The organism is Aurantibacillus circumpalustris, from assembly GCF_029625215.1.
Classification (GTDB): domain Bacteria; phylum Bacteroidota; class Bacteroidia; order B-17B0; family Aurantibacillaceae; genus Aurantibacillus; species Aurantibacillus circumpalustris.
Map to the genome: position 1 here is coordinate 1761455 of NZ_CP121197.1, position 16831 is coordinate 1778285.

General features: G+C 36.2%; 10 protein-coding genes and 1 tRNA gene. 6 read left to right on the forward strand and 5 right to left on the reverse strand.

The window, feature by feature from the left end:
* The first annotated feature begins 56 nt into the window (after window positions 1-56).
* Entirely contained in the window at window positions 57-3077 is a 3021-nt protein-coding gene (locus P2086_RS07450) for a sensor histidine kinase (RefSeq protein ID WP_317899821.1), read from the forward strand.
* A 482-nt stretch (window positions 3078-3559) separates the two neighbouring features.
* On the opposite strand, the gene P2086_RS07455 is transcribed toward P2086_RS07450, so the two are convergent.
* From P2086_RS07455 to P2086_RS07465, 3 genes are all read right to left on the reverse strand, one after another.
* A complete protein-coding gene (locus P2086_RS07455; protein WP_317899822.1) occupies window positions 3560-3787 on the reverse strand; it encodes a hypothetical protein in 228 nt (75 codons plus the stop codon).
* A gap of 96 nt (window positions 3788-3883) precedes the next feature.
* A complete protein-coding gene (locus tag P2086_RS07460) occupies window positions 3884-6841 on the reverse strand; it encodes a two-component regulator propeller domain-containing protein (protein WP_317899823.1) in 2958 nt (985 codons plus the stop codon).
* Between the two features lie 152 nt (window positions 6842-6993).
* Entirely contained in the window at window positions 6994-7788 is a 795-nt protein-coding gene (locus P2086_RS07465; RefSeq protein ID WP_317899824.1) for a LytR/AlgR family response regulator transcription factor, read from the reverse strand.
* 336 nt (window positions 7789-8124) lie between these two features.
* Between P2086_RS07465 and P2086_RS07470 the strand changes: the two genes are divergently transcribed.
* Window positions 8125-11421 carry a T9SS type B sorting domain-containing protein gene (locus tag P2086_RS07470; RefSeq protein ID WP_317899825.1) on the forward strand — a complete coding sequence of 1099 codons (3297 nt, stop codon included), beginning with the start codon at window positions 8125-8127 and terminating at the stop codon, window positions 11419-11421.
* Window positions 11418-12461, forward strand: a complete 1044-nt coding sequence (locus P2086_RS07475) for a PorP/SprF family type IX secretion system membrane protein (protein WP_317899826.1) — start codon at window positions 11418-11420, stop codon at window positions 12459-12461. The genes P2086_RS07470 and P2086_RS07475 overlap by 4 nt, the downstream gene beginning before the upstream one ends.
* Window positions 12462-12521: 60 nt before the next feature.
* Here P2086_RS07475 and P2086_RS07480 read toward each other — a convergent pair whose 3' ends face one another.
* Window positions 12522-13178: a metal-dependent transcriptional regulator gene (locus tag P2086_RS07480; protein WP_317899827.1), complete on the reverse strand. Its 657-nt coding sequence runs from the start codon at window positions 13176-13178 to the stop codon at window positions 12522-12524.
* 78 nt (window positions 13179-13256) lie between these two features.
* Here P2086_RS07480 and P2086_RS07485 point away from each other — a divergent pair, with 78 nt between their 5' ends.
* The 3 genes from P2086_RS07485 to P2086_RS07495 are packed head-to-tail and all read left to right on the forward strand — an operon-like array spanning window position 13257 to window position 16119.
* Entirely contained in the window at window positions 13257-14447 is a 1191-nt protein-coding gene (locus tag P2086_RS07485) for a di-heme oxidoredictase family protein (protein WP_317899828.1), read from the forward strand.
* Window positions 14448-14888, forward strand: coding sequence for a QcrA and Rieske domain-containing protein (locus tag P2086_RS07490; RefSeq protein ID WP_317899829.1), 441 nt, complete (start codon window positions 14448-14450; stop codon window positions 14886-14888).
* Window positions 14889-14892: 4 nt separating this feature from the next.
* Window positions 14893-16119 (forward strand): hypothetical protein, encoded by a 1227-nt coding sequence (locus tag P2086_RS07495; protein WP_317899830.1) that lies wholly within the window; start codon window positions 14893-14895, stop codon window positions 16117-16119.
* Window positions 16120-16708: 589 nt separating this feature from the next.
* Here the strand turns inward: P2086_RS07495 and P2086_RS07500 are convergent.
* Window positions 16709-16781 (reverse strand) — tRNA-Phe (locus P2086_RS07500).
* Window positions 16782-16831: the final 50 nt, after the last annotated feature.

Consider the following 16831-nt stretch of genomic DNA (forward strand, 5'->3'; position numbering starts at 1 on the left):
TACAGCTAATTTTTTTAGCTTCTCTACAGATAAAATGCTATCTTCATCTACCCTATATGAAAACACTTTTATACATATTTAGTGTTCTTTTCTCCCTGCCAATATTCTCGCAGCAAATTTCTACAAATGATACGGCACAATTGTTTTACCGACATTTTACGGTTCAAGATGGTTTGCCTAGCAATGAGGCCTATTTTGGATATCAAGATAAAGCGGGTTATATCTGGATTTGCACTGATAATGGGGTTTCACGCTTCGATGGCATTCAATTTAAGAATTATAATAGTGCCGACGGGTTGCGTTCGAATACCATTTTTGGATGCAAAGAAGATAAAAAAGGTAATCTGTGGATGTATTCATTTGCAGGAGAGTTGTACAGCTATCAACCCAAAACAGATAATTTTTATAATCCTCGGTTTAATGATTCTTTAGCACATCTGTTAGCTGGACGTGCGATTCTCGATTTAGTGTTTGAAGGTGATACGACTTATGTTGTAACGGTAGGTGCTTACGTGAAATTGATTTCCAAATCAAAAGGTCAAACCGAAATGCATTTGATAGAGGGAGAATCTCAAACGCTTAGCGTAAAAATTCTTAGCAATGGTGAGCTGGTAGTGATTAATTCAACAGAAGAAAATGTTACGCGTTTTAATTTTGAAATAAACGGTAAGGGTTTTCCACACGTAGAAACAATTCGTAACATTCCGATAAATGGTTTGGTGCAACAACAGTTATCTTCACTGCAACAAGGAAACGATCTTTACATTGTTTTTGGTGAAAACCTCTTAACTTACAATTTCAAAACGAAACAACACAGTATTGAAATACTTCCTTTTACGCATATTCCAGCACTAAAAAAATCGAGTTATGGGTTATTAAGCGGTAGCTACGGTAAAGGTTTATGGCTGCTGAATAAGGCTGGAAATTCGTTTACGTATAATCAGTTAATTAAAGGTAAAAATATTTCGGGTTGTTTTGAAGATAAACAGGGCGGTATTTGGGCTTGTTCACAAACTGATGGTGTTTATTTTATGCCGAACAGCACAACGCTTTCATTTGCCAGAAGTTTAAATGACGCTTCACGGAGAGTAACCGCTATGTTTACAAATGGTGATAGTGCTTTTTACATGACTTATGCGGGCGCCATGTATATGGTAACGGCAAACGAGTTACCGATACAGAAAAAACTCATTGAGCCAGGGTTGTATAACATGCGTAACATGATGACCTTGAATAAAAACGAAATTTTATTATCTGCTGCTGGAAGAAATTTAAAATATACTATCTCTTCTGGAAAGGTTGATGGAATTAGTTCGCGCGATATTTGTGAGAGAGGAACTAAACAATCTCAAATAGATGTTTTTTCAAGACACCATTATCTCATGATGAAAGACTGTCATGGTGCTAGTCAAAATGAATCATTGATTTTTGAAGATTGGAAACATGGCAAGATTTTTTCTCAGTCAGTTGGCGAAAATGGAAAAATGTGGTTAGGTACCATTAATGACCTTATCTATTTCGACAGATCAACACAAAAAATTTCAGAGATTGGAAAGAAAAACGGAATTAGAAATTTCTCAGTAAAATACATTCTTTCCCTTGGAAAAGATTCGGTGATGGTTGCAAGCAATCAAGGTGTGTTTTTAGTAGTGGGTGATGAGATTAAAAAAAGTATTACTCACGAAAATGGTTTGTCTAGTGATAAGGTGCTTACCTTATTTCCACTTGATGGAGAGTTATGGGTTGGCACGTCAAAAGGAATTGACAGAATAAAAAATTATAAAAATTCCAATAAGGCATTGGTTGTTTCTGTCACTGGTCTTACCGGAATTTCAAAATGCCCGGTAACACATTTAGTGAGTATTGGAAATTATATACTCGCCGGCACTGATGAAGGCGTTTATATTTTTGATAAGAAACAATTATTTGATAAGTCGATAGATGTTGTTCCTGTAATTACAGACTTAATGGTAAATGATGATGTAAGGATAACTGAGTTTAACGATCGGGTAGAATTAAATTACAACAAAAATTCATTAAACATCCATTTTAATGCACTCAACTATCGAAACGCTTTGTTTAATAATTACCGATACCGTTTAAGCAACGATGAAGAAACAAATTGGTCATATACCACTCAAAATTATGTACTCTTTCCTTTATTGTCTCCGGGCAATTATGAATTTGAACTTCAGGTAATGAATCCAAATGGTAGTTGGAGTGAAACAACGAGTAGTTTTAAACTCACCATTCACAAAGCGTTTTGGCAGACCTGGTGGTTTATTTTTCTATTGGTGATCGGAACCATTTGCGGGGCATATTTGTTTTTCCGCGCACGTATCAGACAAATGCAAAAGCTTGGAGAATTAACCGGAGAATTGTCTGAAGCTAAAATGCAGACACTTGGTATGCAACTCAATCCGCATTTTGTTTTTAATGCGCTGAGTTCCGTTTCTGATCACATGGCCAAAAATGATCCGAAAACGACTCTGAAAATACTTGCTAAGTTCGCAACACTCATGCGTTTGGTATTTAGGAATTCTCGGCACGCAATCATTCCGTTAGAAGACGAGTTAAAAGCGTTAAACTTATATATTGAGTTGGAAAAGATGCGCACAGGAAAAGAATTTATTTGTGACATGAACATTGAAACAATTAATGTTGCCGAATGCAAAGTCCCTGCCTTGTTATTACAACCTTTTGTTGAGAATGCTATTTGGCATGGTATAGAGCCTCTTCCTGCAAACGGAAAATTAGACTTATTATTTATACGCGTTGGTGATACCTTACAAATAGAAATCACCGACAATGGTGTGGGAAGACTTAAGGCAGCGCTCAATAAACCAAAAGATAAGAGACGTATACATAGCATTGAGATAATAAAAGAACGACTTGAACTTCTCAAAACAAAATACGATGCTTACACGCATTTCGAAATAACAGATGCATTCGAAGATCAAGAGCTTTGCGGCACAAAAGTATTAATCATTCTACCCTGGCTATCTGATTCAGAAGCCCGCGGAAGGGATCGTATAGTGAAGCGTTTTATGTTGGATGGCAACAGTGCTTATAATTAGCTAGCGGGGTGCAGTGATCCGGCCTCATAAAATTTTGCGATAGAAATTCAGAGGGTTTTAAAAGGAGTTACGAAAAAGCATATTAGTACTTATGCGTTTAGTTGTTTACTAAGGCTTTTTTGGAAAGCTCGTGCGAGGGCGCTACGCTTTTCTGGCCCTTCGCCAGACGGCAAAAGTATTTTTTACTTTTGAGCGGGCTAGTGGGTGGCGTGGCGTCGGCTTAAAACACTCTGAATTTCCGCAAAAGTTTATGAAGCCTTGATTTTTGCCTACTTTTTATCAAGAAAAAGTAGGAAGAAAAATTTAGAGATCTTAATTTTATTTTGACTAGCGAAGATTTGAAAAATACTCCGAGCAATCGCAATTTACTTTAATCTCCAACGGCTCAAACTAATCAATGCTTTTGCTAAATCAAAAAAAATTAAAGCACAAAAAAAAGGCTCTTAAAAAGAGCCTTCAGTGCTTAGTAAGAATAGTATTAATTAACGACCAATCTTTTTTGGTTTATCTCCGCCATCGCGATCATCATCTCCAGACCCAACAATTGCACCACCCTCAGTATTGTCATCTTCAACAAGCAAGTCGCCAAATTTACCACTCGCCTGACTTGTGCTTTCAGATGTTGATTTTGATTCAGTATTAGAATGATTACCGCATCTCGGTTTCACTCCAGACTTATGACACCCAACAAAACCAAATGCTGGAATCAAAAGTATTAGTATTATTTTTAAAGCTTTCATTTCAATTCTACTTAAAGTACAATAAAGTTATAGAATAAGTTTTAAATCTCCAAAATTTTAACAATTTTAAATAATCAGCTCTACTCTGGTCCCTAAAACGTTATTTTCCGTGTCTTTTAACTCAAACGGACCGTTAATTGAAATGTTAATATGGTTGGTAACCGCTAATAACTGAATTCTTTGGGTAGTTATGGAAGTGCCTCTGGATACATGCAGACTTCTTTTCGACATTTTTCTAGCCTTACTTTCTTCTATACCAATGCCATTGTCTTGAATACTAAAAATAATACGTTCATCGCTGCCTTGCTCAACACGAATGTCTATTCTGCCAGTTTTATCAGAAGGTAAAATACCATGTAAAATTGAGTTTTCTACGTAGGGTTGTAAAAGCATTGGCGGAATTTCTATAGATTCAACATCGATATCATCGGCAATGCTTATGTTGTATTGAAATTTATCCTCAAAGCGCATTAGTTCAATTTGTAAATAGAGATCAAGCCTACTTATTTCTTCAGATACAGGAACAAGATTACTCATGGAGCTATCTAAGTTCATGCGAATGAGTTTAGCAAAACGCGACAAATATCTATTTGCAGAAAGTTTATCCTCTTTGTCCATATAATACTGAATAGAGTTTAGCGCATTAAAAATAAAATGTCGGTTCATACTCGAATTCAGACTTTGATGTTCAAGCAGCATGAGCTTAGATTTATATTCCAATTGTTGTGTTTGATGTTTTTTGCGAATTTCATTAATACTGTATTTGTATATTCCAAATAGCAAGAGTAAACCGGCTAAAATGCAGAGTAAAATAAACCACCATTTAGTCCAGAACGGCGGTAAGATTTCAAAATTAAAAGTCGCCGGAGTTTTATTCCAACTACCCATCACATCTCCTGCAATAACTTTAAAAATATACTTGCCATGTGGTAAATTAGAATAGGTTGCAAATGTAGCTTCGGTTTCCGCGGACCAATAATCATCAAAGCCTTCGAGCTTGTATTTATATCTTACCGAAGTAGGGTTACTAAGTTTAACGCCTATGTAATCAAAAGTAAAATGACTTGTTTGATATTTTACTTGTAAATTTTTTGGTAAAAGAGTTGCTTGATCTATTTCGCTTGTAATTTTTGTCCAGTTTGTATCGCGTAAAAATAATCTTACGCCAGAAATATGCGTGATGGGTTCAATATTATCTGAGCGAAAATCTTTTATGTTAGGATCATATTTAATTACACCTTCAGTAGTTCCCATCCAAATGTTTCCCACATGATCTCGGTAGGCCGCATTTTGGTTGCATTCCATACCTGGTAAGCCATCAAATATGGTATAATGTCTGAATTTTGCTTTTCTAGATTTTAGATATTCTTTAGCGTCTAAAACAAAGATGCCGCTATTAGTTCCTATCCAAAGCGATTGGTTTTTATCCAATTCCAAAAAACAAACGTTGTTAGAATTAAAAATACCTTCTATCAAAATTCTCGAAAAGGTTTTGCCGTCGTAATAGTTAATTCCTGCTCTTGTTCCTATCCAAAGATTGGTGTCTTTATCTTCAACTAATGATAATAAATTGTTATTGCAGAGTCCGTCACTAGTTGTGTATTTTGTAAAACGATTGTTTTCAAATTTGTATAGCCCATTTTTGGTTGCAAACCATAAACGGTTTTTTTTATCTTCAACAATACTCATTACATCTCTGCCAATGTTAACGCTATCGCTGACATAATTTTTAAAAGCTGCACCATCAAAAACTGCAACACCTTGGGTGGTTCCAAACCATAAATTTCCGCTATGATCTTGGCAAATAGAAAATATTTTCCTCGCACTAAGACCTTCATTAATCCCGTAATTTTTAAATGTTTTACCATTATAAGAACTAATTCCGTCTGATGTGCAAAACCATAAATTGTTTTTTTTATCTTTTAAACTTGCCCAGATAGTATTGTTATTTAAACCTTCGTTTGTGGAGTAAACGGTAACTTTATTTTTTTCTTTTTTAGTAATACCCTTATCAAATGTCGAGAACCAGAGGTTTTGATTTTGATCTTCCAAAACCGATAAAACAAGGTTGCTACTTAAACCATCTTTGGTAGTGAGATACGTGAAGGTTTCACCTAAGAATTTACACAAGCCTTTTCCATCAGAGCCAATCCAAATATTTTTTTCTTTGTCTTCAAATACAATGTTTGTTTTATCTAAAGGTAAGCCATCTGTTTCGGTAAATCTTGTGAAGGTTTTTCCGTCAAATCTTGAAAGTCCGAATTTAGAAGCAAACCAAATATTTCCTTCAGAGTCTTCTATAGCAGAGCGAATCCAATTATTTATTAAACCATCGCCCTCGCTGTAGTTTTTAAAGGTTTTACCATCATAACAGTAAACACCTTCGCCGAAAGTACTGAACCATAAATTTTTATGTTTATCTATAAAAATATGACTAACATTTTGTGGCTGAAGAATATTTTGGCCGAGCGTTTTAAATGACTTTCCGTCGTAAAAACATATTCCGCTTTTCGTTCCAAACCAAATAAACCCTTTATTATCGGTACAAGCCGCTCGCACATAATTATTTGCAACACCATTTTCATCGGTGAAGTATTCAAACGTGGTTCCGTTAAATTTACACACACCTGAACCATCGGTAGCCAGCCATAAATTACCTTTGTTGTCTGAAGCAATAGCGGTTACCAGATTTTCAGCCATACCTTCCTTAAAAAAATACGACTTAAAATCCTTTCCGTTAAAATGGTTAAGTCCACCCATGGTACCAATCCACAAACCATTTGAGGTGTCGGCTAAAAGTGAAAAAATTTGATTGTCAATTAATCCGTTTTGTATAGAATAATTCACAAATTTTTTACCGTCATACTTGGTCAAACCTGCTAATGTACCGAGCCATAAATAACCATTCTTATCTTGAGCAATAGATCTGACTTGTGATTGAGCTAGGCCTGATTCAGTAGAGTAATTAATAAAATTATAATGTTGAGCATGAAGAGAGTTAAATACAATCAAAGTAGTTAACACGAATAGTATACATAATTTTATTTGCTGAGTATTGCTATTAATATTTCTAAAAACCCAAGTATCCATAAACGAAAATAATCATATTATTGCATTAAACGTTTTTAAGACGGTAGGATGGTAATTATAATGTATAAAATGTAATTCTGAATTATCTAAATGGAACTAGATTTTTTCCCGGTTTTAAAAAACGCCAGAAATTGTGGGGCTCGTAATCGGGATATTCCAAGCTTTGCATTGTTTTTCATAATAACAAAATGCCCATCATCGTTAAGGAATTCCTTAACGAACAAAATATTTACAATGTGCGATTTATGAATCCTGAAAAAATGTTTGGGATCTAAGATGCCTTCATAGATACCGATGGATTTGGTGTCAAGATATTTTGTACCATCTGTAAAAATAATCGAGGTATAGTTACCTTCCCCTTCTAAATACATAAAATCATTGGGATCAACAATTTTGAAACCCTTAGCATGATTGATTGTTATGCGTGGTAATGCCTCAGGTGGAAGCATTGATCTGGATAGGTTTTCGAGTGATTTTATATAGATTGATAACTGTTCGTGATTTTCGTTAAATAAGTGGTTTGTGGCAATGAGTTTTTCAACCGCCATTTTTAAATCGTCCACATCAACGGGTTTCATTAAATAGTGAATAGCATTTGCATTTAAAGCGCGAATAGCATATTCCTTAAACGCCGTAACAAAAACCACCTGAAATTTTTTATTTGGAAGCGATTCAAGAAAATCAAAGCCTTCGGTTCCGGAGGGCATACAAATGTCTAAAAAAATAACCTGCGGGTTAAGAAGTTTGACACTCTCTCTTGCAGTTTCCTCATTGCTTGCAGTACCTATAACCTCGATTTCGGGACAGTAATTTTTTAAAAGAAATTTTAAATTCTCTCTTGCATGAATTTCATCATCTACTATTAAAGATCTCAGCTTCATTTATGTAAATATGGTGTTTTTGCGTTTAAGAAAAAAATGACAATTAAGCTTACTTAACCAAATAGTTTTTGAAAAATTTATTTGGGCACCTCAATCGGTTTTTTTGGATAGACTCTAGCGAGCCTGCGATTTATGGTGTACGGTTTTACCCCCAAAACAAACTAAATCTTTTTAGACTATTTTTTAACAAGGGACTTTAAAAAAATCAATTTTTAATTAAAATATTGGCCAATATAATGCTTGTAAAACGTTATTGTTTTTGTAAATTCGCATAGCTTAATACCTAAAATTAATGTGACTTAAAGCAATGTTCTATTTTACACGATATTATTAATTATGAGAAAATTTGTACTAGCATTTTTATTTTTTGTTTTTGTAGCGAATTCAGAAGCACAGTTATGCCAAACACTGACAATAAATTCGACTAGCATTATGTGTTTTAACTATGCAACTGGGTCTGCAACGGTTAGTGTAATAGGCGGGGGGACATCACCCTATACTTACACATGGAGTCCATCTGGCGGTAATAGTGCCACAACAAGCAGTTTGACTACTGGAATTTATACTGTTACAGTTGCAGACGCGGGAACATGCGTTGTAACTGCAACGGTAAATGTTCTACAAGCACCTTATTTGCAGGCGCTTATTACTAAAACCAATATTGTATGTTATGATGGGGTAAATTTTGGCACAGCGAGTGTTCAGACGATTGGAGGCACTGGTGTAAAGAGTTTTACTTGGAGCCCATTTGGAGGTAACAGCTTTATACAAGGTGGTTTAAATACAGGTACCACGTACACTTGTTTTGTTAAAGATGCTAACAATTGTACTGCAAGCGAAACTGTAGCGATTACCGGCCCCTCATTTTCTCTCACTGCAACCACTTCGCAAACAAATAATTTCTGTGGATTGTCGAACGCTGTTTCCACTGCCACAATTGCTGGAGGTACAGGGCCATACAGTTATACCTGGAGTCCAAGTGGAGGTGTAGGCACAACTACCTCCGTTTTATCAAGTACTACACTGCCTACGGGTATATACACGTTAACTGTAGTGGACAACAACACGTGTGTAGCCACAAAAACAATTAACATTCTGCAATCATCGCAGTTTACAATAAATCCAACGGTTACAAATGTTACTTGTAATGGCGCCGCTAACGGTGCGGCGACAGCGAGCTTAAATGGTGGTACAGCTCCGTTTACCTATACTTGGAGTCCAAGTGGCGGAAACGCAGCCACGGCGAGTGGTTTAGGCTCGAATACTTATACTATTTCAGCTCGAGATAGTTACAGTTGTGTAGGCTCTAAGACAATTTTCATTAGTCAACCGGCTATTCTGACTTCGACAGCCAGTCAAATAAACGTTTTATGTAATGGCGGAACAGGAACTGCTGTTGTTAATTTATCAGGAGGCAATTTACCTTATGCCTATGTTTGGACACCTGCTGTTACTGGTACTGGTTCTAATGTAAATGTAACGGCAGGAAATTATACAGTTAGTGTGACAGACGCAAGTTTATGTACAACTTCTAAAACATATACGTTTCTATCACCTCCGCTCTTGGTGGTAACACCATCGCAGACAAATATTTTGTGTGGTGGTATTTCTTCAGGAGTTGCAGCGGTTAGCGCAAGTGGCGGTACTGGATCTTATAGTTATGCATGGCTTCCTTCGGGAGGAAGCGCTTCAATTGCGACAAATCTTGCAGCTGGAAACTATACGGCTAATGTTTTTGACGCTAACAACTGTTTGAATACGAAAACCTTTACCATAACAGCACCACCTGCTATTACAGGAACAGCAAGTAGTTCCCCTGCTAATTGTAACAATCCTGATGGGAGTGCGGCAGTAGTAGCTGGAGGCGGAACCGGAGTCTTAACCTATACTTGGATACCTTCTGGAGGCAATGCTGCAACTGCGAATGCAATTAACGCTGGACAATATACTTGCACCGTAAAGGATGCGAATAATTGTACATTAAATTTACCGATTGTAGTTTCTGTTATTAACCCAACTGTATTACCTAGTGCCAATACAAACAGTATTTGTGCAGGTTCTAGCGCTACACTCAATGCATCGGGATGTGTTAGTTATTCTTGGGTACCAACGTTCAGCCTTTCTTCTATCACAGGTTCTATTATAACGGCTTCGCCATCCGTAACAACGGTGTACACAGTAACTGGTGCGAGTGCTTTTGGATGTTTGACTACAAATACACTTGTTCTTAATGTTACGCCTTATCCAACGCTTTCTTTATCTCTTAACGCATCTAATCTTTGTTCGGGGGCAGTTGCTAATCTTGTTGCGCAAGGAGCAGCTAATTATATTTGGAATCCTGTTACTGGTCTGAATAGTGCGCTTATAGCAAACCCAACTACTACACTCACTGGTCCGATCATATATACAGTGACAGGTATTTCAGGACTTGGGTGCACAGGAACTGAAACAATTAGCGTTTCCCCTTTGGCATTACCAGTTCTTACAGTTTTTGCTCACTCGTCTTCACCAATTTGTTCAAGTGAAACGGTAACTCTTACTGCTTTGGGTGCAGAGACTTATTCTTGGAATGTAGGCATAGATACGACTAGTATTATTCAACAATATCTTCCGGCTTCAACGGTGGTGGTTGTTAGTGGAACGGCAACAAATGGCTGCTCTAGCACTGCAACGTTGCAAGTAGATATTATTTCAATACCCGTTGTATCAATTTCGGGAAGCACGATTGTTTGTAAGGCGGAATCTATAATTCTCACAGCTAACGGTGCCGCTACATATACCTGGAGTAATGGAACTAGTGGATCTTCGGCACTGGTAACACCTACGGCAAACACTTCGTACACGGTAAGAGGCTTTGACCCAAGTGGTTGTAATAGCACTGCCACAACTCAGGTATTTATTTATGTAACCCCAACGGTAATTATTTCTGGAAATAGTGAAGTGTGTAAGGGAGAAAAAATTACTCTTACCGCCTCTGGTGGTTCAACTTATACATGGAGTACAGGTGAGAAAACTACAACAGTGACATACACTTTAAATACAGCTGCTGTAATAAGTGTTAGTTCAAGCATAGGAGGTTGCATACCTGGCGTAGGCTCACTTTCTGTAAAGGTTAATTCTTTCCCTACTTTAGTTTTGCCAGTAACTTCCGGACAAATATATGCAGGACAAAGTTTTCAAATTGAAGCCAGTAGCAGTGCCACAAAATATTCATGGATGCCAAGTGAAAGTCTTGATTGCCCTAAATGCACTAATCCAATAGCTAAACCTAAAGTTAGCACAACCTATACAGTGGAAGCCAGCAACGAAGCTGGATGTAAAAGAACGGCAACGATTTATATTGATGTTGATAATACTTGTAGAGATCCATTCACACCAACCGCATTTAGTCCTGATAACGATGGTAATAATGATACATGGTGCATCTACAGCAGCTGTATGAAGACAGTAAGTGGCGAAATATATAATCGCTGGGGTCAGAAAGTCTTCACTATTAATGATGTTAATCAATGTTGGGATGGTAAGGTGAATGGTTCAGAACAAAGCCCGGGGGTTTTTATTTTTCAAGCCAAGGTCACATTAGTCAATGAAGAAACAAAAATATTAAAAGGTAACTTTACGTTAATAAAATGAGAAAACAATTATTTATATATCTGAGTGCAGCACTTTTTGTTACAAATGCTTTTGGTCAAGACGCGCACTTTACCCAATATTTTTTGGCACCACAGCTTATCAACCCATCGTCTTTTGGCGTGATAAATTCTTTCGAAGCTGGAATTCAATATAAAGGACAATGGAATTCATTTACAAAAGGGTATACCACTTATGCAGCCTTCGCTAATAAAAGTTTTAAAAAGGAAAAAGACATTAACTCATCAAAGGCATATATGTCCGCAGGGCTTAATGTTTTATACGATCAGGCTGGAAGCAGTCAACTCACTCATTTTAAAGTAGAGTTACCTGTGAATGTAACCAAAAAATTAAGCGAATTCAGTTTTTTAACGGCAGGGTTGTATCTTGGTTTTGGGCAGTTAGCTATAAAAAAGGATGACTTTACATGGGGCAATCAATTCGATGGTTATCAGTATAATCCTACGTTTAATAGCAACGAACTAAATCGTTTACAAACCAAAAATTATTTAGATGCTGGTTTGGGTTTGAATTTTGTGACTCTGAGAAAAGTAAAAGATTTAACCGATATAAGTACGCCAAAAAATATTGTCGGATTTTCAATTAACCATCTTAATAAACCAAATTACAGTTTGTATAATACGCAGGCACTGGGTATTCGTATTAATTTTCATGAGCAGTATTACATAGATATCAAAAACACATTTTATAGCCTGGTACCATCAATAATGGTTCAATATCAATCAAAAGCCTACGAAGTAATTTTTGGAACGTATTTGAGAAGATCATTTAGAGAAAACGCTGAAGGTAAGGGAACAAAACACCTGAGTTTTGGCGCCTTTTACCGATTGAACGATATGTGTGCATTAAGTTGTCTTTTTGAATTGAATAAATATACCATCGGCTTGAATTATGATTTTAATGTTTCAAAACTTTTAAAATCTTCAAAAAGTTTTGGTGGACTCGAAATTACTTTGAAAATGAACAGTCCATTTAAGTACTCAAATAATGAAACAAAAGCCTTTAACGGAAAAGTATTATAAATAGGATTAATTAAGAAAGGTAAAAAACCTTTCCAATTATTGGAAAGGTTTTTTTGTGACCTAAAGTGTTTGCACAATAATACATTCGGCAGCTTTAGGACTTATATTAACTTCCATTTTTTGACAAACAAGTACAATTGAATTATCAAACTCCTCAATAATTCTTATACTAATAGTGGCACCAATTATTAATTTGTGTTTTTCTAAGTATTTTAAAAAGGCACTCGAATGATCTGTAACGCCCATTACTTTGTAATTTGATTTTATTTTGGCTTCTGAAAGTTTTATAAAATTACTTTTTTGAATTTTTCCTTTAGCATCAGGAATAGGATCACCATGTGGATCATAAATAGGGTTTCCTAAAATGGCAGAAAGTTTATTAATGAGTTTGTCATTTTTAATATGTTCTAGCTCCTCTGCTATTTCGTGCACTTCATCCCAACCAAAACCTAATTCTTTGGCAAGATACGTTTCCCAAATTCGATGCCTTCTTACAATACTCAAAGCCAATTTTGCACCGTTAGTGGTTAAACGCGTGCCGTAAGATTTTTCGTAGATCACATATTTTAACTCGTGTAATTTCCTTAAGCCTTCAGTTACCGTGGCGGGTTTAAGTCCCAATTTTTCAGACAATTTTTGATTACTCACAACAGCTGTGTTATTAGAAGAAGAGTTGTATATGGTTTTAAGATAGTTCTCTATAGTTTCAGGTCTCATAAAATTTATTTTAGGTATACCAAAAATAATAATTATAAATAACTAAACTATCATCAACTTTGTAAAAATAATTAAACGATGAAAAAAATAATTTTTGCTCTTCTGCTTTTTGGAACAATCATAGCAGGCTGCAAAAAAATTATGCCTTCTTCACCAAAAGAAGATGAATTATTAGATGGACCAGTAGAGGGCTTAACAACTGAGGAAACGCATCAGTTTTTACTGGGTGACGGAGCATTTAATAATGAAATTTTTACAACACAAAACGGACTAGGACCAATTTTTGTTGCAAATTCTTGCGGAAGCTGCCACGCTGGCGACGGAAAGGGCCATCCTTTTACAACACTTACACGATTTGGTCAAACAGACAGTACCGGAAATAAATATTTGAGTTTGGGCGGACCGCAATTACAAAACCGCGCCTTGCCTGGTTATACACCTGAAACTTTACCTAGTGACGCAAGTTTTTCGAAAGTATTACCTCCCGCAAATACTGGTTTAGGATTTTTAGATGCAGTAAGTGATGCGGATCTACTTGCAATGTCAGATCCTAATGACTTAGATGGCGATGGAATTTCTGGTATACCAAATTGGGTGTCTGTACCAAACTATTGCCAACTTCGTCCAAATGCTATTTCCCAAAACGGAAAATACATAGCGCGTTTCGGAAAAAAAGGAGCCGCTTACGATTTACTGCAGCAAACGGCAAATGCTTATAATCAGGATATGGGAATTACATCTTCTTTTGAACCTTACGATACCTATTCAAAGTTAGAAGTAGATCCAGAAGTAAATAACAATAAAGTACATACTATTGTTTTTTATTTAAAGACGTTAAAGGCACCAATACAGCGGAATCAAAATAATGCTAAGGTACAAGCGGGTAAGCAACTATTTAGTTCTTTGGGTTGTGAAAAATGTCACCGATCCGAATTAAAAACGCAGTCATCAACTATTGCAGCTTTATCCAATAAAACATTTTTTCCTTACACAGATTTGTTGTTGCATGATATGGGAAAAAATTTGGATGACAATTACACAGAAGGTTCTGCAAAAACACACGAATGGAAAACTCCAGCACTTTGGGGATTGGGTTTGTCGAAAATTACGCAAGGTGGAAGTTATTTTCTAATGCACGATGGAAGGGCACATTCTATTGAAGAAGCGATTCAATGGCACGGTGGTGAAGCGCAACAAAGCAACACTAATTTTCAGAACTTAAGTACTGCCGATCAACAAAAACTAATTCATTTTTTAGAAAGCCTTTAAATGGATAGACGTAAATTTATTAAATCAAGCTGTTTAACTTGTGCAGGAGTTATGGGTGCAACGTGGCTACTTGAAAGTTGTACTAGTCATAAATACATTACAAATGTTTCGGTAAACGAAAACAAACTGAGTGTTAAAAAATCGGAATTTAAGGTTCTTAAAAAGGAAAAAATCATTGAACAAAAGTTTGTTTTAATTAAAATCAATGCGATTCCTTTTCCTATTGCTCTTTATAAAATAAACGAGAATGAGTACAAAGCACTATACCTGCAATGCACACATCAGGGCTGTGAACTTGCGGCGCACGATACCTTAATGGTTTGTCCTTGTCACGGTGCTGAGTTTAATCCTAAAGGTGAAGTAACCAATGGTCCGGCTGAAACGAATTTAAAAACCTTTGTAACATCTTCCGACGATGAAACAATTTACATTCAACTCTAAGTAAATGAAACACTTAATTATATTTATTTTTTTATGTCTGGTAACGAACCAAGTTATGGCTCAGGCAGATACAAACAAAGTAAAAAGAGTGCCAACAGACACTTCAAAAATGTTACTCAATTTAGATGCGGTATACAACCGTCCGTTTTTGCAATACGGTAAAGTACCTATTGCGATTGGAGGTTACGCTGAAGCGAATACACATTACGCAGTAACAGACGGCGTAACGGATGGCTTGTCATTTCAAATGCGCAGAATGACTTTGTTTTTATCTTCTACCATTCATCGTAAAGTAAAATTTTTAACAGAGATTGAATTTGAAGACGGAACGAAAGAAATTAATTTGGAATTTGCAGCCATAGATTTTCAATTTCATCACTTACTTAATTTTAGGGGAGGAATTATTATGAATCCCATTGGTGCATTTAATCAAAATCATGACGGACCACGATGGGAGTTTGTGGATAGACCGATCTCCGCTACACAATTACTACCCGCAACCTTTAGTAATGTTGGTTTTGGTTTTTTTGGAAAAGTTTACAAGCCAAATGTAGTGTGGGCTTATGAGTTGTATTTAACCAATGGCTTGAATGATAATATTATTTCCAACACACAAAACAAAACGTTTCTTCCAGCCACTAAATTAAATCAAGATAGATTTGAAGAAAGTTTTAATGGCGAGCCTTTAACAAGTGCAAAGACTTCTTTTAGATATAGAAAACTTGGTGAGATCGGTATATCCTATATGGGAGGTGTTTACAATAAATTTCAATCAGACGGTTTGGTCTTGGACAAAAAAAGAAGAGCCGATGTTTTTGCGGTTGATTTTAATACCAGTCTGCCAAAATTAAATACAGTAATTACGGCGGAGTTTGCCTGGACGTTTATTGATGTTCCAAATACCTATTCGCAGCAATTTGGAAAAAAACAGCATGGAGGGTTTATAGACATTGTGCAGCCACTTATAAAAAAGAAACTGTTCGGATTCGAAAAAGCAAGCCTGAACGCGGCAATCCGAGTAGAGTATGTAGATTGGAACGTAGGAAAATTTAAAGAAACAGGAGGAAACATTTCAGACGAAATTTTTGCGATTGTCCCTGCGATTAGTTTTAGAACTTCACCACAAACGGTGCTTCGTTTAAATTACAGGTACGAATGGAGAAAAGATTTATTAGGAAATCCTTTTGCACGAACCGCCGCTATACAGTTTGGGGTTAGTAGTTATTTTTAACGACCAATTTTTACGAAGCAGTAATTAGTGTTTTTCTTGAAATTCGTGTTGATTATTTAGTAATAAAACTAGGGGATAATGAAACAGATGAAAAAATTTCGTTTCCATAAAGTTCAATGAAGAACAACGTTTGGCGGCTACAAGTTGTGCCGCCGTCCGTGATTTAAATGTACTGAAGTCCGGCGAGATATTAAAATGCAAAATGACGGGCATGGATTTTGCTTGGTGTTACCAGTAGTGGCGGGTACAAAGCTTTATTTAGATTATTTGCGCGATTTATGACGAAAATAATTACCTGTCCAATAACCGCACCAATTAAAGCTGTCAGCAATGTTTTAGTCACGTCGAAGTCGTTGTCGGTAGAAGAATTACTTTGTTACGATAAAATTATTTTCAGTGAATCGTGTTTGTCGAGCAGATGAGTAATTACGGAGTCTTTGTTCATGTCTATGGTCGTCTATGTTGGGTTTCTGTCCTTGCGCTTATTGGTTATAACTTCATGTTTATGAAGCTTGAAACACTTGTTATTAGAGAGATTTTCAGGGTGTAGAATAAAAAAAGCAGAACAATTGTTCTGCTTTTCTTTTTGTGGTGCCTCCAGGAATCGAACCAGGGACACAAGGATTTTCAGTCCTTTGCTCTACCGACTGAGCTAAGGCACCAGCTCACTCTTTTTTAATTCGAGGTTGCAAAAATACATATTTTCCGTGTT